The organism is Streptomyces sp. 147326 (assembly GCF_045000215.1).
Taxonomy (GTDB): domain Bacteria; phylum Actinomycetota; class Actinomycetes; order Streptomycetales; family Streptomycetaceae; genus Streptomyces.
The window spans coordinates 3,620,056-3,645,914 of the sequence record NZ_CP134201.1; the positions used below are offsets into that span (position 1 = coordinate 3,620,056).

Sequence of the window (25,859 nt, forward strand, 5' to 3'; positions counted from 1 at the left end):
GTGGACGTGGACGTGGACGTGGACGTGGACGTGGACGTGCACCTGCCCGCTCATCCGCGGGCGCAGTGCCCGCAGGTCCCGCGCCGGCGGAGGTAGTAGCCGAGGGTGGCGGCGCCGAGCGCGGCTCCCCACACCACCCAGAGCATCGCCGGGTAGTTGGTCCCCCAGCCGAAGGGCTGGTTCCCGCCCCGGATCATCTGCAGGCCGCCGGGGATGAGCACCACCGCGACGAGCAGGGCCGGGACGATCGCGGTGGCGAGGGCCACCGGCCTGCCCGCCTTGAACGGCACCCACCGCGGCCAGACCTCGCCCCAGCGCGCGACCAGCCCGTGGGTCAGCACGCCGCCGGCGGTCGACGCGATCGCCAGACCGAGCCCGATCCCCAGCATGCCCGGGGTGTCCTGCATGTCCTTGAGGAACGCGTCGGTGATGCCCAGCGGGTAGCCGAAGAACCAGGCAACCCGGGTCACGTCGTACGGGATGCTCGACAGGACGGCGATCAGCACGGCCTTGCGCCCCCAGCGGGCCGCCGACTCCGGCGCGGTCCAGGCCGCGGCCCTTCCGCCGCGCCCGCAGTGCGCGCACAGTCCGTGGGTCCGCCGCTGGTGGGCGAGCACCGCCAGGGTCCAGAGCACACCGCCCACGAACAGGATGAGCAGGTTGTCCCGGTGCCAGTAGAGGATCTCGTCGACCCCACCCTGCGGGCCGGGCACCCCCGTGAAGGCGAACACCACGAGGAGCGGTGCGAAGGCGACCACGGCGATCAGCGTGTAGTCCTGCAGGGCCACCGTGAGCGCGAGGGCCTGCACCCAGCCGAAGCCGAGCAGGAACCGCCGGACGGCCCTGCCCCTCACCGGGCGGCGTGCCATGAGCACCCCGCAGACCGCCCCGGCGAGGCCGAGCGACGCGATGACCGGGCTCACGACGGCGGCCGGGCTCGGTTCGAGGATGGATCCGGCCGAGCGGTCCTCGGGGACCGGCCCGAACGGGTAACCGGCGCCGCCCAGGGCCCAGTACAGCCCGGCCAGTCCGTAGGCGAGGGACCACGCGGCCGCCGCGTACGGGGCCCAGCGGGGCCAGCCCGACCACCACCGGTGGCGCACCGTCGCCTCCGCCACCGCCTGCCCTGCCCCGGTCTCCACCGCAAGTGCCATGGCCCTGATCCCCCTTGGATTTCGTCCTGGGACCAGGCTCCCGGCCTGCGGGTACCGGGCACATCGGCCGACCGGCAGAGATCGACGGCCGCTCGGCGGGCCGCATCCGCCGATCGGCATACGCCCCGCCGAGCAGACGCCCGGCCCGACAGCGGCCCGGCCCGACAGCGGCCCGGCCGGACAGCGGCCCGGCCGGCTACGGCGCCTTGACGACCGTGCTCAGCCAGCCGAAGGTCTGCGGCAGCTGCTTGGACCACGATTCGAGGTTGTGGCCGCCGACCACCTTCTCCGCGTGCACCACGGTCGGCTTCTGCGCGAGACCCTTCAGGTCCATGCCGGACAGGTAGCCGTCCTGCTCCGCCCCCGACATCCACAGCGAGACCGCCGGCGGCGTGGGCGCGGCCTTGAGCAGGTTCTTCAGGTTGTGCGTGGTGCGCAGCTGCGGGTCCTGGGCGACCAGTGAGGAGGGTTCCTGGCCGGGGTCGTTGTAACCGGACAGGGAGACGGCCGCGCTGTAGCGGTCGGGGTGCAGGATCGCCAGCTTGGCGGCGCAGTAGGCGCCGGCCGAGTACCCGGCCACGCCCCAGGTGCGGGCCTCCTCCGAGGTCCGGAAGTTGTCGACGACCATCTTGCGGACGTCGACGCTGAACCAGCTGTCGGCGTTGACCTTGCCGGGGATGTTCGCGCAGCCGGTGTCGCCGTTGCCGACCAGCATGGCGCGCGGCGAGACCAGGATGAACGGCTGCACCTTGCCGCTCTTCATCAGCGGCTCCAGCACCTCGTGCGCCTTGACCCCCTGGAACCAGGACTTGCCCGTCCCCGGTATGCCCGGGATCAGTTCGACCACCGGGAACTTCTTGTCCTTGTAGGCCGGGTCGTCGTACTGCGGCGGCAGCCACACCATGACGTCGCCCTTGACCCCGGATATCTTGCCGTCGAGCTCGGTCTTCTGGACCCGGCCGCCGAGGCCCTCGACCGGCTGGAACTGCTGTTTGACCTTCGGGGCCTCTTCGACCTTCTTCCCGCCGAGCCCGTCCGGGCCGAGGTCGGGGGCGGCGGTGACGTACGTGCCGGTGCCGAAGAGGTCTCCCCACGACGCGTAGAAGTGCTCGGCCCTGTTGACGGCGACGAACACCACCGCGACGGCGGTGACCTGCGCGAACACCACCATCAGCGCGCGTACGGCGGTGCGTACGACGGCCGGGCCGCGCACCTTGCTCCACACGGCCAGCGGCAGGACGACGGCGATCGCGGTCAGCACGATCACCGTCACGAAGAAGGGTGTCCCCGTCAAGCTCATCACGCCACCGTAGAGGGCGGCGTGACCTGCCCCGGTTGCCCGCCCGACCTGCGGTGTGGGTCACACCCGCAGGTCAGAGCGGGCCGGACGTCACACCAGCCGGCGGGCCGTCGCCCAGCGGGTCAGCTCGTGGCGGTTGGAGAGCTGGAGCTTCCGGAGCACGGCCGAGACGTGCGATTCCACCGTCTTCACCGAGATGAAGAGCTGCTTGGCGATCTCCTTGTAGGCGTATCCGCGCGCGATCAGCCGCAGCACCTCGCGCTCGCGCTGGGTCAGCCGGTCCAGGTCCTCGTCCACCGGCGGGGCGTCCGTCGAGGCGAAGGCGTCGAGCACGAAGCCCGCCAGCCGCGGCGAGAACACCGCGTCGCCGTCCTGCACGCGGAAGATCGAGTCCACCAGGTCGGTGCCGGTGATGGTCTTGGTGACGTACCCGCGCGCACCGCCCCGGATGACCCCGATGACGTCCTCGGCCGCGTCGGACACCGACAGCGCCAGAAATCTGACGGGGGCCTCGGCCGCCGCCATCAGCGGGGCGCAGCGCCGCAGTACCTCGACCCCGCCGCCGCCGGGCAGGTGCACGTCGAGCAGGACCACCTCGGGCCGGGTGGCGGTGATGACGGTGACGGCCTGGTCGACGTCGGCGGCCTCGCCGACGACCTCGACCCCGGTCCGCGCGGTCTCGCCGATCTCGGCCTGCACTCCGGTGCGGAACATCCGGTGGTCGTCGACGAGGACCACGCGGACCCTCCTGGTCTCCGTCACAGCGCTGTCCTCGGTCATCCTGCGTTCGCCGCCCTCTCCATCTCCAGCTCGACTTCCGTGCCGCCGTCGGGTGCGGACCGCAGCCGTGCGGTCCCGCCGTTGCGCTGCATCCGGCCGATGATCGATTCTCGTACGCCCATGCGGTCGTCCGGTACCGCGTCGATGTCGAAGCCCGGTCCCCGGTCCCGTACGGACACGAAGACCGTCTGTCCCTCCACTTCCGCGTACACCTGCACGGGGCCGCCCTCGCCACCGTACTTGGCGGCGTTGACCATCGCCTCGCGCGCGGCCTGGACCTGCGCCGCCAGTCTCTCGTCGAGCGGGCAGTCGCCGACGACGACGACCTCGATGGGGACGCCGTGGTGGTCCTCCACCTCGGCGGCGGTCTTCTTCACGGCCTCCGCCAGGGTGGCGGGCTCCTCCGCCTCCTCCTTGCCGGTGCCCTCGGGCTTGTAGAGCCAGTTCCGCAGCTCCCGTTCCTGCGCCCGCGCGAGCCGGCGCACCTCACCGGCGTCCTCCGCGTTGCGCTGGATCAGGGTGAGGGTGTGCAGCACCGAGTCGTGCACGTGGGCGGCGACTTCGGCGCGCTCCTGGGCGCGGATGCGCATCAGGCGTTCCTCGGAGAGGTCCTGGGTCATCCGGATCAGCCAGGGGCCGGCGAGCAGGGCGACGCCGACGAGGACGGCGAGGGTGGCGGTGAGGACGTTGCCGAGCTGGGCGGCGGAGCCCCGTACGACGATGAAGAGGGTCAGGCCCACGCCGACGAGGGCGACGCCGGCGAGGGCCCGGGCGACCTGGAACAGGCGCCCGTGCCGTCCGGCGGCCGTGGTCCAGTGGGCGCGGCGGGCATTGTCGGCCTGCCGCCATACGAGGACCACACCGGCCCCGACCAGCAGCGTCGGCCACACGTACCGGCCGGAGGCGCCGCCGACCTGGACCTTCGAGACGAAGATGCCCGCGCCGACGGACAGGGCGATCAGCGCGGCGATCTGCCCGCGGTCGGGTTTGCGCAGGCGGCGGCTGCCGTCGGGGAGGGTCTCGAAGAAGGAGCGGTGCCCGCTGCGGCCGCCGACGCCGAGCGGTACGAAGACCCAGAACGCGGCGTAGAGCAGGACGCCCAGCCCGTCGCCCCACATGAACAGGCCCAGGAACGCGAGCCGGACCCAGATCACGGGCAGCCCGAGGTGCCCCGCGAGACCGCGCGCGACGCCGCCGAGCATCCGGCCGTCCGCGCTGCGGTAGAGCTTGCGGTGCGGTGGTTCGTCGGCTTCCGGTGCGTGCGGGGTACGGGGAGCGGCGGCTACGGGCATGTCACCAAGGGTCACACGTGCGGCGGCGGCCCGGCATCAGGGCATCCCCCCACTTCTGTACGGGGGATATCAGGGTTGCGCCAGGGTAGGGCCCGGTGCCGCACGCCTCCGCGGCCCGTCACCATGGACCCATGACCGAAGTACACGAAGCCCCGGCGGCGGACGCCGGGGGTCCCCCGGCCGCCGGCGCCCGGCCGCCCCTGCGCCGCAGCAAGCGCGACAAGGTCCTCGCGGGCGTGTGCGGCGGACTGGGCCGGTACTTCGACCTGGACCCGGTGGTCTTCCGCATCGTCCTCGGTGTCCTCGCGGTCACCGGCGGCGTCGGTCTGATCTTCTACGGCTTCGCGTGGCTGCTGCTCCCGCAGGAGGGGGAGGAGGACAGCGAGGCGAAGAAGCTGCTGACGGGCCGGGTCGAGGGGGCCACGCTGGCGGCGGTGTTCGCCGCGCTGGTGGGCTGCGCGCTGTTCCTGTCGATGCTGGACAACGGCGGGCTGGCGGTCTTCTCGGTCCTGGCCGCCCTCGCCCTGGGCGGGGCGGCGTACTGGTCGCAGCGGCACCGGCACACCTTGCCGCCGAAGGCGGAGGATGCGGCCGGCCACCGCCCGCCGACTCCCGAGACCCAGGCCCCGCCGGCGCCCGGCGGCCCGTCGTGGTGGCGGGACCCGCTGGTCAAGGACGGCACCACCGGCCCCGTCGGGTCGACCGGCTACTTGTGGGGCCCGGACGACGACGCCGTCACCGGCGCACCGGGCCCGGTCGCCGCGGCGGCTCCCGCGGCCGCCCCGGCGGCGCCCCGCCCGCGCGGCGGGATCGGCGGCCGGGTGTTCGTCCTGGCCCTGCTCGCCGGGATCGTCTCCACCGCCTCGGTGTGGGAGGGCAGCACCCTCGGCCACGCGCTGCAGATCGGGCTGGCCGGCGCACTGGCCGTCTTCGGCCTGGGCCTCGCGGTCAGCTCGGTCAAGGGCCGCACCGGCTTCGGCACCGTCCTGCTCGCGGTCGTCACGGCGGGCCTCCTCGCGGTGGCGTCGGCGCTGCCCTCCGAGATCGGCACCGATTGGCGGCGGACCGAATGGCGGCCCGCCGCGGTGGCCGACGTACGGCCCTCGTACGAGGCGGGCACCGGGCTCGCCGTCCTGGACCTGAGCCGCCTGGACGTGCCGAAGGGCGCCACCGTCCCGGTCCGCGCCTCCCTCGACGCGGGGCAGCTCAAGGTGATCCTGCCGCGGGAGGTGACGGCCGAGGCCGACGTCTCGGTCCGTCTGGGCGACATCCACATGCCCGGGGAGACGAGCCGGGACGTGCGGATCCGCAGCGGCGGCGAACACCAGCGGGCGACGCTGCCGCCCGCCGCCGGCACGGAGGCCGGCGGAACGATCGAGCTGCACCTGAACACGGGTGTGGGACAGGTGGAGGTGGCCCGTGCGGCGTCATGAGTTCCAGCCGGGGCGGCTCCTCGCGGGGCTGGTCCTCATCGCGGCGGGCGTGCTGTACCTGCTCGACGCGGCCGGCGAGGCCGATCTGCCGTGGTTCCTCGTCATCCCGATGACCTTGGGCGGCCTTTCGTTCGCCGCCCTGGTCGGGATGGTGACCTACGCCGTGCGCCGGGACAGGCGCGACCGGATCACGGAGTCCAGCGACAGGTAGGGCGCCCCGGCGAGGATCAGCGGGGTCCAGGCCATCAGATAGACGAGGTCGTTGCCGTAGTAGTACGGGGTCACCGCCCACGACACCGTGAGCCACAGGCTGAGCGCGATCAGCGCTCCGCCGAGTGCCGCGACACGGGTCAGCAGACCGGCCAGGGTCCCGAGGCCCACCAGGATCTCCCCGATGGCCAGGGCCACGGCGAAGCCGACGGGGGAGTTCAGCGACAGGTCCACCAGGGCGGGGACCGCGGAGGTGTCGCGCACCCCGCGCATCAGGTCGCCGATGGAGCCGTCACCGCTGGCGGAGAGGAACGCGGAGTCGGTCAGTTTGTCCAGCCCCGCGTAGACGAAGGTCACGCCCAGGAAGATCCGCAGGGGCAGCAGCGCGTACCGGGATGCCAGCTCGCGCAGTCCCGCCGCGGCACGAGGGGCTTCTGCTTCAAGAACATCGGTTCGGGTCACGGAAACATGTCTACCCCGATCACTCGGCAACGTCGATGGTGCAGCGGTTGGATTCCACTCCTGCGGCGGTGACCACCTGGATCTCGATGCGCCCCGGTTCCACTTCCGCCGGGACCGGCACCGTCAGCACGGCGTCGGAGGGGTTGGTGAACCCGCCCGGCACCGGGACCAGCGGGACGTGCACGTGCACCGCCCCGATCCGCACCACCAGCCGGGCCAGCATCTCCGGCGTCTGCGCCCCGGGCGGCACGAAGCCCACGCCCCGGATCTCGATGTCGTCCCCGGGGCGGACGGCCGCGTCCAGATCCCCGGGCTCCCGTCTGCGCACCACCGACAGCACGAGCGGGCGGGTGCCCTCCGCGTACTTCGCCGCCAGGTACACCGCGGCGGACAGCGCCACCAGCAGGGCCAGCGCCCAGGGCAGCTGCGGCAGCCGGTCGGGGAAGCGGGCCAGCGACGCCGCCGCGTAGGCCAGCACCACCGTCGAGACGAGCACGTACTGCGCGTCCGGGAAGCTCCCGCGGCCCGCGTCGTCCGTCAGCAGGTCCACTCCGCGCGGCCGGTCGGCCGGCAGCTTCTGCAGCCGCTGGCCCATGATCCGTACGGACACCACCCGGCGCACCAGCACCGCAACGGCCGAGGTCAGCGAGACCACCGCCAGCAGCGGCAGCGCCCGGTCCAGCGCGAGGCCCGCGTACAGCGCCTGCCGCTCGGGCCCGGGCGCCGAGGCGGCCAGCCGCAGCGCGGGCAGCAGGGTGGCGAACGCCGTCAGCACCACCCAGGCGCTGGGCACCGCCTTCGAGGTGGACAGCCGGTTGTCCTCGCCGACCAGTGGCGCCAGCAGTCCGCCGCGCACCGACTGGGCGCGGGCGGCGACCGTGAGCAGCCCGGCCAGCACCACGGCCGCCAGCAGCCCGGCGGTGCGCGCCGTGGTCCAGCCGGTGCCGAGCGCCGCGGCGACCTGGACCAGCAGCAGCACCCCGGCGGCGATCCACACGGCGAGGACGGCCCGCCGCGAGAACAGGTACAGCCAGGAGTTCCCGGCCTCCCGGCCCCGGTCGGCGACGGTACGGGCCGAAAGGGTCAGTTCGTCGGAGACCCACTGGCGGGAGGCGCCGAGCGAGTGGGCCACGGCGGCCGGCACGCCGAGCCCGGAGGCGAACTCGTCGCGCTTCTCCAGGAAGGCGGCGACGGCGCGGCGGTGGCCTTCACGTGCGCACTCCTCGCAGGTGCAGGCCGTGGTATGGGTACCTCTGGACATCTCTTGGACAGCCACGAACGTGCCGCCTCTCTGAACTACGGTGCAATGCCAGCGAATTGTGCACCACTGCGGCAGTGCTCCGGATTGCGCACGATGTCAGAGCAGGTGATTAACGGTTCATGATGTTGACGCCACCGGCGTGTCCCTCGCGGAGCAGCGGCTGACAGCTCGCCCAGGCGGCCAGGTCGGACCCGAACCGCTCCCGGGTGGCGACCGCGGCGCGGTGGTCGATGAGCACCGGCTTCCCGGCGCCCCGGGCGATCAGCTGCACCTGCGCCGCCCGCTCCGCGGCGACGAACCACCACAGGGCGGCGTCCACGGAGTCCCCGACCGTCAGCAGCCCCCGGTTGCGCAGGACCAGCGCCTTGTACGGGCCCAGCGCGAGCGCGATCCGGCCGGGCTCCTCGGCCCCGGCGTACTCGTCCAGCAGCGCGTGGTCCTCGTAGAAGGCGCAGGCCTCCTCGGTGATCGGGGCCAGCAGCTCGCCCAGGGCCGCGAGGGCACGGCCGTACGGGGCCTGCGCGCGCACCACGGACACCACCTCGGGGCGCTCCCGGTGGACCGCCGCGTGCACGGCGAAGGCCAGCTCGTTGACCCGACGCTCCCCACGGAGCACCCGCCCGTCCCCGTCGACCAGCAGCAGGTCGCCGGCGGTGAGCGCGGCGAAGGGCTGCCCGAAGGGGTTCACCCAGTAGCAGTCCTCGAACTCGGGATCCCGCACGGTGACCTGCCCGGCCACCCCGTCCTCGTACCCCAGCCGGCCCAGCAGCCGCAGCGCCCCGGCGAGCCGCTCCTTGCGGTGGGCGCGCGCCGCCTCGGCGGTGTCGTGCACGGGCGGCATCTCGAAACCGAGCCGCTCCACGGGCACGGGTACGGGCCGGTCCGGCATGGGGCCCTCCTCACGGTCGCCTACGTTCGCCTACGGTCGTCTTCGGGTCGCGGCGCAAAGTACCGGCGCCCCCGCGAAGTGGCCATACATACGACGAAGCCGCCGCTCCGGAGGGAGCGGCGGCTTCGGTTCAGGCGGTGGCGGGGACTACTCCCACTCGATGGTGCCCGGGGGCTTGCTCGTGCAGTCCAGGACCACCCGGTTCACCTCCGGCACCTCGTTGGTGATGCGGGTGGAGATCCGCGCGAGGACCTCGTACGGCATGCGCGTCCAGTCCGCGGTCATCGCGTCCTCGGACGAGACGGGGCGCAGCACGATCGGGTGACCGTAGGTGCGGCCGTCGCCCTGGACGCCGACGCTGCGGACGTCCGCGAGCAGCACGACCGGGCACTGCCAGATCTCGCGGTCCAGGCCGGCCGCGGTCAGCTCGTGGCGGGCGATGGCGTCGGCCTCGCGCAGCAGGTCCAGGCGCTCCTTGGTGACCTCGCCGACGATGCGGATGCCGAGGCCGGGGCCCGGGAAGGGCTGGCGCTGGACGATCTCGTCCGGCAGGCCGAGCTCCTGGCCGACCATCCGGACCTCGTCCTTGAACAGCTGACGCAGCGGCTCGACGAGCTCGAACTCGATGTCGTCGGGGAGCCCGCCCACGTTGTGGTGGGACTTGATGTTCGCGGTGCCGGTGCCGCCGCCGGACTCGACGACGTCCGGGTACAGGGTGCCCTGGACGAGGAAGGCGACCGCGGGGCCGTCCTCCTGGAGGATCTCCAGCTGGGCCTGCTCGAAGACGCGGATGAACTCGCGGCCGATGATCTTGCGCTTGGTCTCCGGGTCGGAGACGCCGGCGAGCGCGGCCAGGAAGCGTTCCTGCGCGTCGACGACCTTCAGCTGCACGCCGGTGGCGGCGACGAAGTCCTTCTCGACCTGCTCGGTCTCGCCCTTGCGCATCAGGCCGTGGTCGACGTAGACGCAGGTGAGCTGCGAGCCGATGGCCTTCTGCACGAGGGCCGCGGCGACCGCCGAGTCCACGCCGCCGGAGAGGCCGCAGATGGCGCGCTTGTCGCCGACCTGCTCGCGGATCGCCGCGATCTGCTCCTCGACGATGTTGCCAGTGGTCCAGGTGGGGGCGAGGCCCGCGCCGCGGTAGAGGAAGTGCTCCAGGATCTGCTGGCCGTGCGTGGAGTGCATCACCTCGGGGTGGTACTGCACGCCGTACAGCTTCTTCTCGTCGTTCTCGAAGGCCGCGACCGGGACGACGTTCGTCGACGCGGTGACGGAGAAGCCCTCGGGGGCGGCGGAGCAGGCGTCGCCGTGGGACATCCACACCGACTGGTTCTCGGGGGTGCCCTCGAAGAGGGTGGAGCCGGCCTTGGAGACGGCCAGCGGGGTGCGGCCGTACTCGCGGGCACCGGTGTTGTCGACCCGGCCGCCGAGGGTGACCGCCATCAGCTGGAAGCCGTAGCACATGCCGAAGACGGGGACGCCGGCCTCGAAGATCGCGCGGTCGAGCTGCGGGGCGCCCTCCTCGTAGACGGAGGACGGACCGCCGGAGAGGATGATCGCCTTGGGGTTCTTGGCCAGCATCTCGTCGACGGGCATCGAGCTCGGCACGATCTCGCTGTAGACCCGTGCCTCGCGGACGCGGCGGGCGATGAGCTGGGCGTACTGGGCGCCGAAGTCGACGACGAGAACCGTGTCCGGGGCGCTGTCGTGGGCGGCGGAGGGTGCTTCTGGCACGGGGCGGCCTTCCGGCGGAAGAAGTGGCTGTTTTGTCGATTCTAACGGGGGACCCGCACCCCTCTTCGTCTCACCATCCGAATCGGCTTGGCCGGGAGAGCGACGGAGGGTAATAATCCCTTCCATGCGCAAGCAGCTGAGCTTCCTCTTTACCTATGGCACCGGCCGGTCCGGTCGCCATGGGTCATCGTGATGCTCGCTTGAGCCGCTGACTTCCCAGAGCGCCCCGGTCCGACAGGACCGGGGCGCTCTGCGTTTCTCCGGACCTGCGGGCCCCACCCGGCAGGAGAGATGACCATGACCACGATCACCACCACCCCCGAGCAGCTGATCGCCGACTCCCGGATGCGCATCGATGCCATCGACGACCGGATCATCGGCCTGATCCAGGAGCGGATGGCCGTCTCCACGGTCATCCAGGACGCCCGGATCTCGTCGGGCGGGCGCCGCGTGCACCTGTCCCGCGAGATGGAGGTGCTCTCCCATTGGAGCGATGCCCTCGGGAAGCCCGGGACCGCCCTCGCCATGACCGTGCTGGAGCTGTGCCGGGGCCGCGTGTGACGGCTGTTCGTCACCCGTCCGGACCGTGACCGCCCCCGCGGCCCTTCGTTGGTGAGGATGTCCGCGGCAGCCAGCCGCGGGACCGCATCACCACGCGTGGCTCCGCTGGAGCGATGAGACGTGCGCCCCGTGGAGCGCGCGTCGTGGGACCTCGCTCCTTCGCGTGACCGGACGGCAGGGGACAGCAGCCCGGTCACCCCTTGGAGGACGGCCGGCCCCGGGGACGCCCCGGGCCGGCCGTTCTTCGTCTGCACGCGTACGGGGTCACCCGCGTACGGGGCTACGCCCGCCCGGGGGCTACGCCCGCCCGGCCGCCTTGCGGCGGAACGCCAGGACCAGGGCGCCGCCGGCGGCCACCAGCGCCGCGCCGCCGAAGGCGATCGCCTCGGCCGAGGTGCCGGTGGAGGCCAGGCCGCCGTTCGCCTTCGTGCCGGTGCCGGTGCCGCTGCCCGGGGTCGGCGAGGCGGTCGCCGTCGGGGTGGCCGAGGCGCTCGGGGTGGCCGAGGCCGTGGGCGTCGGGCTCGGCGCGGTGCCGCCGCCCTTGGCGTTGATGACGAGGGCCGCCTTGTTGTTGGCGTGGTTCGGGTCCCACTTCTGGGGCTGGGTGCCGCCGGGCGTCCACTGGCCGACCGAGACGGAGCCCTTGGCGTCCTCGACGACCGTCTCGATCTTCAGCTCGAACGGGTAGGCGAAGTTCTCCTTCTCCCCCACGACGTGTCCGGAGGAGCAGAAGTAGCGCGGCGCGCCCAGGGCCTGCTCGCGCTGGGTGCCGTCGGCGTTGACCCCCTGGCAGCGGTCCGGCACCTTGGTGACCCTCGCGCCCGCCGGGATGACGATGTCCGTGCGGGCGACGTCGTCACCGGAACGCAGGAGGGCCACCCACGCCGGCCCGTTGTTGCGGAAGCCGAAGTCGGCCCGCACCGTCTCGCCGGCCTTGCCCTTGAGGGACACGGGTGCGGCCACGAGGTCGGCGGTGTTCTTCGTCGCGAAGTCGAACTCCTGGAAGTTGTTCCAGGGGTCGAGGTCCACCGCCTGCGCGGAGGCCTTGGGCGCCCGCGCCTTCGCGGTCAGCTGCTTGCCGGCGGCGGGCTTGCGGAGCTTCTCGGCCTTCGGATGCTCGCCGTTCGCGTACACCGCGTAGGTGAGCGCGTCGGCGAAGGCGTGCGGGGCGGCCTTGAGGGTCAGCGGGCCGTCCACCCCGTAGATCTTGCCCGCCTCGTACTCGCCTTCGAGCAGGCACTGCACCGTGGTCCAGCCCGTGTTCCACGGCTGCCCCGCGCCCGTGTCCTCGGAGTAGGAGCAGTTGCCGTACTGCTCCACCAGGCCGATGCCGTGCGTGGTGCGCACTTCGAGCACCACGCCCTGGACGGATTCCGTGCCCTGGTTGGCGAAGACGATCGGCAGGGCCTGCTTGTCGCCCGGCTTCTGCTCCGCCTTGAGCGCGGCGGGCTCCATCACCAGGTCGGGGCCGCCGACCCGCACCTTGGTGGTGGCGGCCTTGATGGCGGCGCCCTCGGCCTTGCCGGTCACCGTCAGGTCCGCGGTCGCGCCGGCCTTGCTGTCCTTGGCCGCGCTGAGGTTCAGGTCCACGACGGTGGAGTCGCCCGTCCACAGCGCCCAGCGCTTGCAGGTCACGGCGGTGGCGGTGAGCGTGCAGTCCGAGCTCTGGTGCTCGGCGAGTGTGACGTCGGCGACGCCCTTGAGGGGGGTCAGGTCGATCGTGAAGGTGCTCTGGCGGTCGAACGTCTTGGCGGTGTCGTTGAAGATCCGGAACTCGACCGAGGTCTTCCGTGGCTTGCCGTCGGCGCCGGGGTGGGGGCGCAGGCCGGTCTCGGCCGGGCCGGCCAGCCGGAATTCGGGGTCCGCCGCGTGGGCGGGGGTGGTGGCCAGCGCGACGGCCGCGAGGCCACAGGCAGCCAGCAAGGAGATGCGCTTTCTCATGCAGCGGTTGACTGTCGAAGATCAGTCGCAGTTGCACACTTCGCCGTGTGATCGACGCCACAGCCCGGCGCGGCGGATTCCGGTACAACCTTCAAGGCTGAACATCTGTCACCTATGTACTGCGGCGGGTACCGCGCTCGGAGGGGGAGCGCGGTACCCGCCGCTGTCATGACCGGCGCGGCGGAATCTCGGGGACCGCCAGGAACGGCAAGCGCAGAGCGCCGAAGGCCTCCTTCGGGACCGCCGGACGGGCCGGCTCCACCGCCTCCAGGCGTACGTACGCCGCCCCTTGTTCGGGCCGCGGATCCTGCTCGCCCTTGTTCGGCCAGTACGACATCGCCCGCTCCGCTTGTGCCGTGATCGTCAGCGACGGATTGACCCCGAGGTTCGCGGAGACCGCCGAGCCGTCGACCACCGAGATGCCCGGGTGCCCGTAGAGCCGGTGGTACGGGTCCACCACGCCCTCCTGCGCCGACGCCCCGATCGGGCAGCCGCCGAGGAAGTGCGCGGTCAGCGGGGTCCCCATCAGCTCGCCGATGTTGCTGCCCGGGAAGCCGTTGATCTCCTCGGCCAGCAGGGTCGCGGCCTCGGTGGCCTCCGCGATCTGCACCGGGTTGGGGGCGCCGTGGCCCTGGCGGGCGGTGAGCAGGCCCTTCCCGATCCCGCCGGGCTTGCGGTACGTGGTCAGGGAGTTGTCCAGCGACTGCATGACCAGCCCGATGATGGTCCGCTCCGACCAGCGCCGGTTCGACAGCGAGCGGGCCAGCTGGAGCGGGTGCTTCGCCGTCCTGGCCAGCCAGGCGCGGACCCGGTGCCTGCTGTGGGGGACCTGGAGGACGGTCATGAACCCCATGGCGTTGGAGCCCTTGCCGTAGCGGACCGGCTCGATGTGCGTGTCGGCGTTGGGGTGCACGGAGGAGGTGATCGCCACGCCCCGGGTGAAGTCGGCGCGTTGCTCCTTGCCGGGCCCTGCGCCGTGCCGTTTGCGGTAGCGGCGGTCGTCGGTCTGCGCGCCGACCAGGCCCTCGGAGTTGGTCCGGGTCAGTTCTCCGAGCCGGTCGGACAGGCGCGGGAGCTCCCCGCGGTCCTTCATCGTGTGCAGCAGGGTCTGCGTGCCGTACGTGCCCGCCGCGACGACCACGTGGCGGGCGCGCAGCACCTTGGCCCGGCCCCGGCGGCGCCCGTCGGTGGGGACGGTGCGGACGCGGTAGCCGCCCTCGGGGTGGTCGGCGAGGGCGGTGACGGTCGTCATGGGGTGGATGACGGCGCCGGCGCGCTCGGCGAGGTGCAGGTAGTTCTCGTTCAGGGTGTTCTTGGCGCCGTGGCGGCAGCCGGTCATGCACTCGCCGCATTCGGTGCAGGCCCTGCGGGCGGGGCCGGCGCCGCCGAAGTACGGGTCGGGGACCTCCTCGCCGGGCCGGACCTTCGCGTGGCCCTCGGCGTCGTCGCCGTCTCCGAAGAAGACGCCGACCGGGGCCATGTGGAAGGAGTCCGCCACGCCCATCTTCTCGGCGGCCGCCTTGAGGTGGACGTCGGAGGGGGTCATGGTCGGGTTGAGGCGCACGCCGAGCATCCGCTGGGCCTGGTCGTAGTACGGGGCGAGTTCGGCGCGCCAGTCGGTGATGGACGCCCACTGCCGGTCCTCGAAGAAGGCGGTGGGCGGCACGTACAGGGTGTTGGCGTAGTTGAGCGAGCCGCCGCCCACGCCGGCGCCCGCGAGCACCATGACGTTGCCGAGCAGGTGGATCCGCTGGATCCCGTAGAGCCCGAGGGCCGGGGCCCACAGGTAGTTCCGCAGGTCCCAGCTGTTCTTCGGCAGGCTCGCGCGGGTGAAGCGGCGCCCTGCCTCCAGGACGCCGACCCGGTACCCCTTCTCGGTCAGGCGCAGGGCCGAGACCGAGCCGCCGAAGCCCGATCCGATGACGATGACGTCGTAGTCGTATGCGGCGTCGGACGCGTCGGATGCGTCGGATGCGTCGTCGTGCGACACGGATACCCCTTAGCGCAGTCGGAGGGCCTTCATGATCTTGAGGCTGCGGGTCATGAACGCCGCGTACTTCTCGTCGTCCATGCCCAGCGAGGGCGCCATCGGGAGCAGCCGCTGGTGGGCGACGGTCTGGGCCTCGGTGTACTTGAGGATGCCCTCGGAGCCGTGGCGGCGGCCGAGGCCGGAGTCCTTCATGCCGCCCATGGGCGCCTGGGCGCTGCCGTAGGCGGGGGCGTAGCCCTCGTTGATGTTGACGGTGCCGGTGCGCAGGCGCGCGGCGACGGAGTGGCCGCGGCGGGCGTCCTTGGTCCAGACGCTGGAGTTCAGGCCGTAGGCGGTGGCGTTGGCCTCCGCGATGGCCCGGTCCTCGTCGGTGAAGCGGTAGACGGACACGACCGGGCCGAAGGTCTCCTCGCCGCACACCGCCATGGGCGACTCGACGCCGTCGAGGATGGTGGGCTCGTAGAAGAGCGGGCCGATGTCGGGGCGGGCGGTGCCGCCGGCGACGAGGGTGGCGCCCTTGGCGACGGCCTCGTCCACGTGCCGCTGTACGGTCTCCAGCTGGCGCTCGCCGACCAGGGAGCCCATGTCGGCGCCGTAGGCCAGCGAGCTGCCGAGCCGCATGGCCTTGGTGCGGGCGGCGAACCGCTCGACGAACGCGTCGGCGATCGAGGCGTGGACGTAGAGCCGCTCGATGGAGATGCACAGCTGGCCCGCAGAGGAGAAGCAGGCGCGGACGGCGCCCGCGGCGGCCTTCTCCACGTCGGCGTCGTGCAGGACGAGCATCGCGTTCTTGCCGCCGAGTTCGAGGGAGACCCCGACGAGCCGGTCGGCGGCGCCGCGCGCGACCTCGCGGCCGGTGCGGGTGGAGCCGGTGAAGGAGACGTAGTCGGCGTGCCGGACCACCTCGGGGCCGACGACCGGGCCCTCGCCGAGGACGATCTGGAAGACGTCGGCGGGCAGCCCGGCCTCGATCAGCAGGTCGCGCGCCCACAGGGCGGTCAGGGCGGTCTCGGTGTCGGGCTTCATGACGAGGGCGTTGCCCGCCACGAAGGCGGGCAGGGCGTCGCCTACCGACAGCTCCAGGGGGTAGTTCCAGGGGGCGATCTGGCCGACGACCCCGCGCGGCTGGCGCAGCTCGGTGACCTTGGTGAGGGTGGGCATGGCGCCCGTGTGGCCCTTGGGGCGCAGGTACGAGGGGGCCTTGCGGCCGTAGTGGCGGGCGGCGACGGCGACCGCCTGGACCTCCTCGTGGGCGTGCAGGCGGGCCTTGCCGGTCTCCAGCTGGATCAGGTCGAGGACCTCGGCCTGCCGGTCCAGGACCAGGTCGTGGAAGCGCAGGAGCACGGCCGCCCGCTTGGCGACGGGGACGGCCGCCCAGGCGGGCTGGGCCGCGCGCGCCCGCTCGAAGGCCTCGGCCACGTCCTGGGGGGTGGCCTCGGGGAGTTCCGCCAGCCGGTCCCCGGTGAAGGGGGTGTGGTTGGCGGTGCGCCCGGAGCCGAGCACTCCGCGGGTCAGCCGGACGACGAGGTCGGGGGTCACCACGTCGGCGGCGGTGCGGGCACCGGCCGGGGCCGGGGCGACCGGGTTGGTGGGTTCCGGTGCGGTGCGGAGGGGGGCCGGGGCCTGCGAGTCCGTCATGCCGGTGAGCGTATTGCGCCGGACAGCCTTTGGGTACCCGCCGGTAACCGGATTTTGTCATTTCCGCCAGTGATCGCTGGCAGGATGACGGGATCAGGGCTTCTTGGCGGGCGGCTCCCAGCCGCTGAGCACGATGTCGAACTGCTGCTCGGTCGTGGCCCAGTCGGCGACCGGGCTCGACATGTAGATGGCGAACTCCGTGCCGTCCGGGGCGACGTACATCTGCTCCTTGGCCCTGCGCGGACCGGGGTGGTTCTGCTTCTCCGTCCAGGTGAAGTCCCAGAGCGCGGCCAGGGTGCTGTCCCGGAAGGTGTTCTGGTTCAGCCGCACCTTCTTGTAGTCGGTCCGCTTCGCCACCTGCTTCTCCAGGTCGAGCAGGTGCGCGTACGGGTCCTGGTAGTCCGGGGTGGAATCGGAGGCGATCCGGATGAAGTGCTTCCCGTCGTCCGGGGTGTAGTCGATCTGGTCGCCGTTCGCCTTGCGCGTCCAGCCCTCCGGGACGAACAGGGTGAAGCCGGCGATGGGGTCGGTGACCCTGCTGTAGCCGGCCGGCGCGGGGGTCACGTCGGGGGCGCTGACGTTCTTGTCCGCGCCGCCGCTCCCCGGGTCATCGGTGTACTTGAGCACCCCGAACACACCGCCGCCGCCGAGCAGCGCCGCCACCAGGGCGATGCCCGCGGCCCGCTTGAGCCAGCCGCTCGCCGGGTCCGCGGGAGCGGGTACCGGCGCGGTCTCGGCGGGTTCCGGCAGCGGGGCGGTCTGCGAGGTCGTCTGCGGGGCCGTCTGCCCGCGCTCCGCCGGCGCGGCCGGCTCGGCGGACGGCTCCTGCGCCGGGGCCAGTTCGTCCTGGGTCACCGCGCGCGTCGGCACGTACGCCTGCGCCGCCTTCGGCTCCCGGCCCTCCATCGCCTCCAGCAGCATCCGCTCGGCCTCCGCGGCCGAGGGACGCTCCATCGGATCCTTGCGCAGCAGGGCCGTGATGACCGGCCCCAGGGCCTCCGCCTGGCGCAGCGCCGGCGGCTCGTCGTTCACCACGGCCTGCAGGCTGGAGATGGGCGACGTACGGCGGAACGGCGAGCGGGCCTCCACCGCCGTGTAGAGGGTGGCGCCCAGCGACCACAGGTCCGAGGACGGATCGGGGATCCCGCCGGTGACCCGCTCGGGAGCCAGGTAGTCGATGGAGCCGACGATCTCGCCGGTCCGCGTGATCGAGGAGTCCCCCTCGATCGCGGCGATCCCGAAGTCCGTGAGCAGCACCCGGCCGTCCTTGGCCAGCAGCACGTTGCCCGGTTTCACGTCCCGGTGCAGCACGCCGACCGCGTGCGCGGCGCGCAGCGCGCCCAGCACGTGCAGCCCGATCCGGGCCGCCTCGCGGGGCTCGATCCGCCCGGCCGCCTTGGCCGCCTCCGCGAGGGAGGGGCCGTCGATGTACTCCATGACGATCCACGGCCGGTCGTCGTGCTCCAGCACGTCGTGCACGGTCACCACCGCCGGATGCTGGATCCGGGCCGCGGCCCGCGCCTCCTTCTGCGTCCGGGCGTGCATGACGTCCCGGTCGGCCTGGGAGACGTACAGACCCGCCGTCAGTTCCTTGACCGCGACGGTCCTGTGGAGCAGCTCGTCATGCGCGCGCCACACCTTGCCCATGCCGCCCCGGCCGATCGGCTCGACGAGCCGGTACCGGCCCGCCAGCACGGCGCCCCCACCTGTCTGCTGTTCCACGAAATCCCGCCGCTCTCTGCACTTACGGCCAGATTACGGAGCCCACGGGGGCTGCCGGAACCGCCCGGCCGCCGAAAGACGGCACTGTGACGCAATCGCCGTACTGATCCGTCGTCAGTATCCGCTCAACCGCCCGACTTGTAACTCGACGTGGCTTTCTCGAAGACCTCGGTGACCTTGGACTGCTCGTCCTCCGGGCCCGTGACCAGGACGACGTGGTAACTGCCTCCCAGTGCCACGACGAAATTGCGGGCGTAGACGTTGCGACCGGTCCCGTCGATCCACGTGTAGCGGCCCGTGGCCTGCAGCTGCTGGCCCACCTTCGTGGTCTTGACGTCCCCGACGGTCGACCAGGTGGAGGTGCGGTACGGGGTCAGCTCCGGCTCCTTGTCCTTCTGGTACGCCGCCGGGTCCGGGTTGCCCTGGACCTTGTCCCGGCCGGGAACCACGGTCAGCACGAACGCCCCGTCCGTGTACCGCACCTGGCCGGCCTCGTTGATCCCGCGCCGCTCCCAGCCGTTGGGTACGGCGATCTCGAAGTGCTCGGGGTCCTGCTGGGTGGTGTAGCCGGGCGGGGCGGAAGCGGGGGCGGCCGGTGACCCGGCGGGCGCGGTCGTCTGAGGCGCGGGCCTGGACTCGGGCGTGCCGGTGGGAACCTGCGAGGGGCTCGGCTTCGCCTGCGGCCGCGCGCTGCTCCCCGGGGCGTCGCCCTGTTGCTCCGGGGTACCGGACCGGGGCATGAACAGCATCGCGTACGCCACCGCCCCGGCCAGCAGGACCAGGATGCCGACGAGCAGGGTCCGGCCGAGGGCGCGCGGCTTGCGGGGGGCCGCGGGGTTGCGGTGCCGCCCGTGGACCTCGCCGCGGCGGCGTACGACGGGCAGCCGCGCGGGATCCGCCTCCGGCATGGGAAGCACCCCGAAGCCGGCTTCCGGCTCGGGGGCCGACCGTACGAGCGAACGCAGCCAGCCGCGGAGCTCCTCGAAGTCGGGCCGCTCGGTCGGGTCCTGACGCAGCAGCGACTCCACGACCGGCCGGAGCGCCCCGCACTCCTCCGCGAAGGCGGGCGGTTCGGCGCAGACCAGTTCGACGAGCTCGGCGACGCTGTCCTCGGGATACGGGGCGTGCCCCTGCACCGCGCGGTACAGCAGCGCGCCGAGCGCCCACAGGTCGGTGGCGGGCCCGACGGGGGGCGCCAGCTGCCAGTGCCCGAGGACGGGGCCGGCCTGCTCGGGCGCCCACCGCTCGGTGACGGCGCCGACGACGGCCATGCGCGTCTGGCGCGCCCGCTCGGCGTCCAGCCCGGTCCGGGGCCCGGCCCAGCCGCCCGTGGCGGGGGCAGGTTCCGCCCCGGCAGGCTGAGGCGCGTCGGGCGCGGCCGGCGCGGGGGCCGGCCGGTCCGGGGCCTCGGCCTGGCGGTAGCCCTGGGGCAGGGCGAGCCGGGCGGGCAGCGCGGGCGCCACCGGGGATTCGGCCCGGCTCCACGCCCCCGGGGCGGGCCCGGGCCCGGCCGCCGGCCCGGGCTGCGGCTCCGCCGGGGCCTGCCGGCCGTCCGGCTCCGGCGACTCCTGCGGTTCCTGCGGGTCCGGCTCCTGCGCGGCGGGCAGCGCCGGGCGGTTGCGGGGGGTCGCGCCGTGCCAGGGAGCGGTGGAGGAGGTCTCCGGGCCGCCGTACGGGTACGAGTACCCCTGCGGGAGGGTCGACCCCTGCGGCCTCTGCTCCGGCACGACGATGGGGCCGGTCTGGCGCTGCTCGCCGACCTTGGCGGCGGCAGCCCGCGCCCCGGCCCGGTAGGCGGCGATGGCCCCGGCCCGCGCGGCGGCCTGGAGGTCGGGGCGGTCCTGGGGACGGCCCGGGGTGATGTGATCGGTGTACCGGGGCCCGGTGTCGTACCCGGGAGCCACGAGCGGGGCGTACCCGGCGGAGCTGTCCGGGGCGGGTTCCGGCGCGGGGGCGGGGGCGGCCGCCGGACCCGGAGCCGGGGCGGGAGTCGAGGCGGTGGCGGGCCCCGGAGCCGGGGCGGGAGCCGTTCCCCAGCCGCCGGCGCCGTCGGGGTCGGCGGAGTTCGGCACGGGATCGTAGCCGCACAGGGCCTCTTCCGCCGCGCCGGCCGCCAGGCCCGTCAGCACGACCCGGCCGTCATCGCACACCAGCACCGTCCGGACGGTGATGTTCCGGTGCGTCCAGCCGTGCGCGTGCAGCACGCGCAGCGCGGTCAGCACGTCCGACGCCACCTCAGCCGCCCTGTAGGGGCTGAGCGGTTCATCGGCTATCAGGGCGGCCAGCGGCCGGGCCGGGACCAGTTCGCTCACTATCCACAGCGACTCGCCCTCGGCGAAGACGTCGAAGACCTGGTCCAGCCGGGGGTGGTCCGGGATCGAGGCCGCCGCCTGCGCCGCCCCGATCGCGCGCCGCACGGCCGGCAGGTCCGCGGGCGAGCGGCGCGCCGCCGCCGGGACGGGCCGCTGCCCGTCCAGCAGCTCGGCGTCGACGATCTCCGGCAACGGCACCTGCCGGACCAGGACTTCCTGCCCGCTGCGCGTGTCGAAGGCCCGGGTCTCGACCAGCTCGTACTCGTCGGACGGGGGCAGCGGCAGACGGTAACGGCCGGCCAGGATCCGGCCCGCGTACTCCTCCACATCGCCTCCCCCGAGTGCGTGGGCCCCCCATGGCCCCGCTGACACGATACGTCGCCGGAGCCGCCCGCGTCCCGGGGTCAGCCGAGCGGCTGGAAGGTCTCGAAGGCGGTGTTGCGCATCTGGGTGCACTCGGCGCCGTCCCACTGGTCGGCAGCGCAGCTGATCATGATGGCGTAGCCGTGCGTCGCATCCAGCTTGAAGCCACGGTTGAGCACCCGGACCTTCATCCCCTTCTGCTCCCGCTCGAACTCCCAGTCCGCGACGGTCGGATAGCCCCGGTAGTCCACCAGGTCGATCCGGAGCTGCCGGTATCCCTTGCTGCTGGCGGCCACACCGGGGACCGCCTTGGTCCAGGCGAGGCGCGCGTCGTCGCCCGGCTTGTTGGTGTAGTCGACCTGGATCCGCGGGAAGCCGCCGCTTTCGCGGGCGTATATGCCGCCGGAGTTGTCGCCCGCTATGTCTATGAGCTTGAAGCCCTCGGGCATCGCCATCGAGAAGTGGAACCCGAATTCCTGCACCACGGCGTATCCCGTCGGGAGCGTGCCGCCGGCACCGCCGGAGGTGGCGCCCTGACCCTGGCTCGCAGCCGGGGACTGCTGGCCCTGGCCGGGCTCGCCGCCCGTACCGGTGGTGGTGCCGGTACCGGCACCGGTGCCCGCACTGCCGTTGCCGGCCGAATCACCGGTGTTCCCCGAAGGCTTCGGGGATTCCTGCTTGTCGGGGGCGGACACGGCCGGGCTGGGCTGGCCGCCCTTGCCCTCGTTCTTGGCGCCCTTGTCGTCGCCGCTCATGGCGTAGGCGATCAGCGAGCCGACCACGGCCAGCACCACGACCACGGCGGCTATCGCGAGCGCGATGGTGCGCCGGGGCATGACGTCGGTGAGCGGCGCCGCGACGGGGGACGGCTTGGCCTTCGGCGGCTCCGCGGCCGAGACGGCCGTCGTGGCCGCCGCGGCCGTGGCCGCCTTGCGGGCCGACTTCAGTGCGGCGCGGGCGCGTTCACGCTGCTCGCGCTCACGGCGTTCGCGTTCCTTCTTCGCCGCCTTCTCGGCGGCCTTCTCCGCGGCGGCCTTGTCCGCGGCCGCCTTGGCGTCCGCGAGGGATATCTGCCGCGTCTCCTCGGCGGCGGCCGGGGCGGCAACGGGGGCCGGGACCGGCTCGGGCGCGTGGACCACGGCGGTGAGCAGGGCCCGCGCCCGGGCGTCGTCGAGCCGCAGCGCGGGGTCCTTGACCAGCAGGCCGTAGATGACCTCGGCCAGCGGGCCGGCGTTCTTCGGCGGGTCCACGGGCTCGGTCATCACCGCGGTGAGGGTGGCGAGCGCGGACCCCTTGTCGTACGGGGGCACTCCCTCGACGGAGGCGTACAGCAGGCCGCCGAGCGACCACATGTCGGCGGGCGGACCGGGCTTCTGGCCGCGGGCGCGCTCGGGGGAGATGTAGGAGGGCGCGCCGACGAGCATGCCGGTGGAGGTGACGGAGGGGTCGCCCTCGACCTGCGCGATGCCGAAGTCGGTGAGGACGACACGGCCGTTGCCGGCGATGAGCACGTTGGAGGGTTTGACGTCGCGGTGCAGGATGCCCTGGCCGTGGGCGGCGCGCAGCACGTCGAGCACGGCCAGGCCGACCTCGGCGGCGCGACGGGGGGTCAGCGGACCGTTCTCCCGTACGAACTCGGCGAGCGAGGGGCCCTCGATGAGCTCCATGACGATCCACGGCCGGCCGTCCTCGTCGACGACGTCGTAGACGGTGACGGCGCCGCCACTGCGGATCCGGGCAATGGCCTTGGCCTCGCGGAGGGTACGGGTGATGAGGCGGCGCTTCTCGTCCTCGTCGACCCCGATGCTGAAGCGGAGCTCCTTGACGGCGACCGTCCGGCCCAGGGTCTCGTCCTGGGCCCGCCACACGGTGCCCATGCCGCCCTTGCCGAGCACGGCCCCCAGCCGGTAGCGCCCGGCCAGCAGCCGTCCTTCGTCCTGCCCGCCCCCGGCCGCCTTCGCCGCGGCGGCCTTGACGGCAGCCGCCATGGCGTCGGCCTTCTCGACGACGGGATTGACCACCCCTTCGCCCGCCTTGGCAGGCGCGGCCTTCCCCAGCCCCGGCTTCGCAGCCGCCGGCTCAGCCTTCACCACAGGCTCGGCCTCAGACTTGGCAGCCACGGGCTTCGCGTCTTCGGGCTCGGTCTCACGCTTCGCCTCGGGCGCAGCCTTGCCCGGCCCCGGCTTCGCAGCCGCCGGCTTCGCGTCTTCGGGCTCGGCCGCAGCCTTCGCCGCAGGCACGGCCTTGTTCGGCTTCGGCTTCGCAGCCGTCGGCCGGGCGTCCTCCGGCTCGGGCTTCGCCGCGGGCGCAGCCGCGGGCTTGGCCTTGCCCGGCGTCGGCTTCGCCGCAGGCGCGCCCTCGGCCTCCGCCTGCCCACTGCTCGGCTTCGCCGCCTCGGCAGGTATGCCAGAAGGCTCGGCCTTCGCAGCAGCCGGCTCCTCATCGCCGGGCTTCGCCGCGGGCGACCCGGCAGGCTTCGCGTCCTCAGGCTCCGCCGCAGGCGCAGCAGCGGGGATCCCGGAAGGCACGGCCTTCCCGCGGCCGGGCTTCGCCGCAGGCGACCCGGCAGGCGGCCCACCCGCCTTGCTCAGCCCCGGCTTCCCGGCCTCGGCCCTCTCACTGCCAGGCTCCGCCGCAGGCGTCCCGGAAGGCGCGCGGCCAGCCGAAGACTTCGCACTGTCAGGCGACGCCGCAGGCGACCCCGCAGGTGACTCGGTGTGCTCCGGCTTCGACATGCGTCCCCTCTGCGATCCTGCCGCTGCTCCGCCTGCCCTGGCGGCTGAGCGACCCGGCGGCCGGGGCCCGCGGTAACCCGCCCCGGCAGAACCCTCATTGTTCCTCACTCCGCAACGGACGGGCCCCCCGGGTCCGCGGTTCCCCGTCCCGCATTCCGGAGTTACAACGGAACGATGTCGGGCGCCCCCAGCCGCGCCGCATCCGCCGTCTGGTCGTCCGGCTGTCGCTGCGACTCCCGCTCCGCCTGGACCCGCTTCTCGTAGTGCTCCACTTCCTTGTCGATCTGCTGCTCGTCCCACCCCAGAACCGGAGCCATCAACTCCGCGCATTCCCGCGCAGACCGCGTCCCCCGGTCGAAGGTCTCGATCGAGATCCGCGTCCGCCGCGTCAGCACGTCGTCCAGGTGCCGCGCCCCCTCGTGCGAGGCCGCGTACACGATTTCCGCCCGCAGGTAGTCGTCCGCCCCGGTCAACGGCTCGCGCAGTCCCGGATCGGCGGCGATCAGCTCCAGCAGTTCCTCCGTCAGGGACCCGAAGCGGTTCAACAGGTGTTCCACCCGCACCACATGAAGCCCCGTCCGGGCGGCCATCCTCGCCCGCCCGTTCCACAGCGCCCGGTACCCCTCCGCCCCCACGAGCGGCACGTCCTCCGTCACGCACTCCGCCACCCGCTGGTCCAGCCCGTGCACGGCCTCGTCGACGGCGTCCTTCGCCATGACCCGGTACGTCGTGTACTTGCCGCCCGCCACCACCACCAGCCCGGGCACCGGGTGCGCCACCGTGTGCTCGCGCGAGAGCTTGCTCGTCGCGTCCGACTCGCCGGCCAGCAGCGGCCGCAGGCCCGCGTACACGCCCTGGACGTCATCGCGCGTCAGCGGCACCGCCAGCACCGAGTTCACGTGCTCCAGCAGGTAGTCGATGTCCGCGCTCGACGCCGCCGGGTGCGCCTTGTCCAGGTCCCAGTCGGTGTCCGTGGTCCCGACGATCCAGTGGCGGCCCCACGGGATGACGAACAGCACCGACTTCTCGGTCCGCAGGATCAGCCCGGTGCTCGAATGGATCCGGTCCTTCGGCACGACCAGGTGGATGCCCTTCGAGGCCCGTACGTGGAACTGCCCGCGCTCCCCGATCAGCGCCTGGGTGTCGTCCGTCCACACCCCGGTCGCGTTGACGACCTGCTTCGCCCGGATGGCGTACTCGCCGCCGCCCTCCACATCCTGCACCCGCGCGCCGACCACCCGTTCGCCCTCGCGCAGGAAGCCGATCACCCTCGCCCGGTTGGCGCAGTGCGCCCCGTACGCCGTGGCCGTCCGCACCAGCGTGGTGACGTACCGCGCGTCGTCCATCTGGGCGTCGTAGTACTGCAGGGCCCCCACCAGCGCGTCCTTGCGCAGCGCCGGAGCCACCCGCAGCGCGCGCTTGCGCGACAGGTGCCGGTGCACCGGCAGGCCCCGCCCGTGCCCGCTGGAGACCGACATCGCGTCGTACAGCGCGACGCCCGAGCCCGCGTACAGCCGCTCCCAGCCCTTGTGCTGCAAGGGGTACAGGAAGGGCACCGGCTTCACCAAGTGCGGGGCGAGCCGCTCCAGCAGCAGGCCGCGCTCCTTCAGCGCCTCCCGCACGAGGGCGAAGTCGAGCATCTCCAGGTACCGCAGGCCGCCGTGGATCAGTTTGCTGGACCGGCTGGAGGTGCCCGAGGCCCAGTCCCGCGCCTCCACCAGGCCGGTCGACAGGCCGCGGGTGACGGCGTCGAGCGCGGTGCCCGCGCCCACCACGCCCGCGCCCACCACCAGCACGTCCAGTTCGCGTTCGGCCATGCGGGTGAGGGCCTCGGCCCGCTGCACCGGCCCCAGTGTCGCTGTCCTCACGGCTGCCTCCCGTTGGTGCGGGTGAGATCCCGCTCACATGCCCCCGTTTCATGATTCTGACCGCCCGCACCCACATCAGCCACCGCCTGTGGACAACACAACGATGACCTTCACCCCGGAATGCGACATATCTGTCATATATACGCCTAGTCTGACATTGCGCCAGCTCCCCTGTCCCCCCGGAGGACTTGCGCCGCAGCCCCCTCATGTCAGG

General features: G+C 73.0%; 18 protein-coding genes. 3 read left to right on the forward strand and 15 right to left on the reverse strand.

The annotated features are described in order from the left end of the window. Positions 1-50: 50 nt before the first annotated feature. From RIU97_RS15970 to RIU97_RS15985, 4 genes are all read right to left on the reverse strand, one after another. Positions 51-1,154: an NYN domain-containing protein gene (locus RIU97_RS15970; protein WP_404957352.1), complete on the reverse strand. Its 1,104-nt coding sequence runs from the start codon at positions 1,152-1,154 to the stop codon at positions 51-53. 196 nt (positions 1,155-1,350) lie between these two features. Beyond that, entirely contained in the window at positions 1,351-2,454 is a 1,104-nt protein-coding gene (locus RIU97_RS15975; RefSeq protein WP_404957354.1) for an alpha/beta hydrolase, read from the reverse strand. A 90-nt stretch (positions 2,455-2,544) separates the two neighbouring features. Further along, positions 2,545-3,234: a LuxR C-terminal-related transcriptional regulator gene (locus tag RIU97_RS15980; protein ID WP_383565237.1), complete on the reverse strand. Its 690-nt coding sequence runs from the start codon at positions 3,232-3,234 to the stop codon at positions 2,545-2,547. Then, on the reverse strand, positions 3,231-4,526 hold the full coding sequence (locus RIU97_RS15985; RefSeq protein WP_404957357.1) for a PspC domain-containing protein: 1,296 nt from the start codon (positions 4,524-4,526) through the stop codon (positions 3,231-3,233). Before RIU97_RS15985 ends, RIU97_RS15980 begins: the two co-directional genes overlap by 4 nt. A gap of 131 nt (positions 4,527-4,657) precedes the next feature. Here RIU97_RS15985 and RIU97_RS15990 point away from each other — a divergent pair, with 131 nt between their 5' ends. After that, entirely contained in the window at positions 4,658-5,959 is a 1,302-nt protein-coding gene (locus RIU97_RS15990; RefSeq protein ID WP_404957359.1) for a PspC domain-containing protein, read from the forward strand. Beyond that, complete coding sequence (locus tag RIU97_RS15995) at positions 5,946-6,170, forward strand: hypothetical protein (protein ID WP_319726437.1); 225 nt, start codon at positions 5,946-5,948, stop codon at positions 6,168-6,170. Before RIU97_RS15990 ends, RIU97_RS15995 begins: the two co-directional genes overlap by 14 nt. Here RIU97_RS15995 and RIU97_RS16000 read toward each other — a convergent pair. The 4 genes from RIU97_RS16000 to guaA form a co-directional block, all read right to left on the reverse strand. Continuing rightward, positions 6,116-6,631, reverse strand: coding sequence for a DoxX family membrane protein (locus RIU97_RS16000; protein ID WP_404957361.1), 516 nt, complete (start codon positions 6,629-6,631; stop codon positions 6,116-6,118). The genes RIU97_RS15995 and RIU97_RS16000 overlap by 55 nt on opposite strands. A gap of 19 nt (positions 6,632-6,650) precedes the next feature. After that, a complete protein-coding gene (locus RIU97_RS16005) occupies positions 6,651-7,892 on the reverse strand; it encodes a hypothetical protein (protein ID WP_404957363.1) in 1,242 nt (413 codons plus the stop codon). Between the two features lie 109 nt (positions 7,893-8,001). Beyond that, complete coding sequence (locus tag RIU97_RS16010; protein WP_404957365.1) at positions 8,002-8,781, reverse strand: class II aldolase/adducin family protein; 780 nt, start codon at positions 8,779-8,781, stop codon at positions 8,002-8,004. 147 nt (positions 8,782-8,928) lie between these two features. Next, positions 8,929-10,515, reverse strand: coding sequence for a glutamine-hydrolyzing GMP synthase (guaA, locus tag RIU97_RS16015; protein WP_404957367.1), 1,587 nt, complete (start codon positions 10,513-10,515; stop codon positions 8,929-8,931). A gap of 297 nt (positions 10,516-10,812) precedes the next feature. Between guaA and RIU97_RS16020 the strand changes: the two genes are divergently transcribed. Beyond that, on the forward strand, positions 10,813-11,076 hold the full coding sequence (locus RIU97_RS16020) for a chorismate mutase (protein ID WP_319726447.1): 264 nt from the start codon (positions 10,813-10,815) through the stop codon (positions 11,074-11,076). Between the two features lie 297 nt (positions 11,077-11,373). Here RIU97_RS16020 and RIU97_RS16025 read toward each other — a convergent pair whose 3' ends face one another. The 7 genes from RIU97_RS16025 to RIU97_RS16055 all read right to left on the reverse strand — a co-directional run bounded on the left by RIU97_RS16025 (position 11,374) and on the right by RIU97_RS16055 (position 25,645). Further along, positions 11,374-13,017, reverse strand: a complete 1,644-nt coding sequence (locus RIU97_RS16025) for an LPXTG cell wall anchor domain-containing protein (RefSeq protein WP_404957370.1) — start codon at positions 13,015-13,017, stop codon at positions 11,374-11,376. Positions 13,018-13,183: 166 nt separating this feature from the next. Further along, positions 13,184-15,007, reverse strand: coding sequence for a GMC oxidoreductase (locus RIU97_RS16030; RefSeq protein ID WP_404957372.1), 1,824 nt, complete (start codon positions 15,005-15,007; stop codon positions 13,184-13,186). A 9-nt stretch (positions 15,008-15,016) separates the two neighbouring features. Next, complete coding sequence (locus RIU97_RS16035; RefSeq protein WP_404957374.1) at positions 15,017-16,645, reverse strand: succinic semialdehyde dehydrogenase; 1,629 nt, start codon at positions 16,643-16,645, stop codon at positions 15,017-15,019. A gap of 93 nt (positions 16,646-16,738) precedes the next feature. Further along, a complete protein-coding gene (locus RIU97_RS16040; RefSeq protein ID WP_404957376.1) occupies positions 16,739-18,367 on the reverse strand; it encodes a serine/threonine-protein kinase in 1,629 nt (542 codons plus the stop codon). A gap of 125 nt (positions 18,368-18,492) precedes the next feature. Then, positions 18,493-21,006, reverse strand: a complete 2,514-nt coding sequence (locus RIU97_RS16045; RefSeq protein WP_404957378.1) for a protein kinase — start codon at positions 21,004-21,006, stop codon at positions 18,493-18,495. Between the two features lie 77 nt (positions 21,007-21,083). Then, entirely contained in the window at positions 21,084-23,030 is a 1,947-nt protein-coding gene (locus RIU97_RS16050; RefSeq protein WP_404962852.1) for a serine/threonine-protein kinase, read from the reverse strand. Between the two features lie 908 nt (positions 23,031-23,938). Continuing rightward, positions 23,939-25,645, reverse strand: a complete 1,707-nt coding sequence (locus tag RIU97_RS16055; RefSeq protein WP_404957381.1) for a glycerol-3-phosphate dehydrogenase/oxidase — start codon at positions 25,643-25,645, stop codon at positions 23,939-23,941. Positions 25,646-25,859 lie beyond the last annotated feature (214 nt).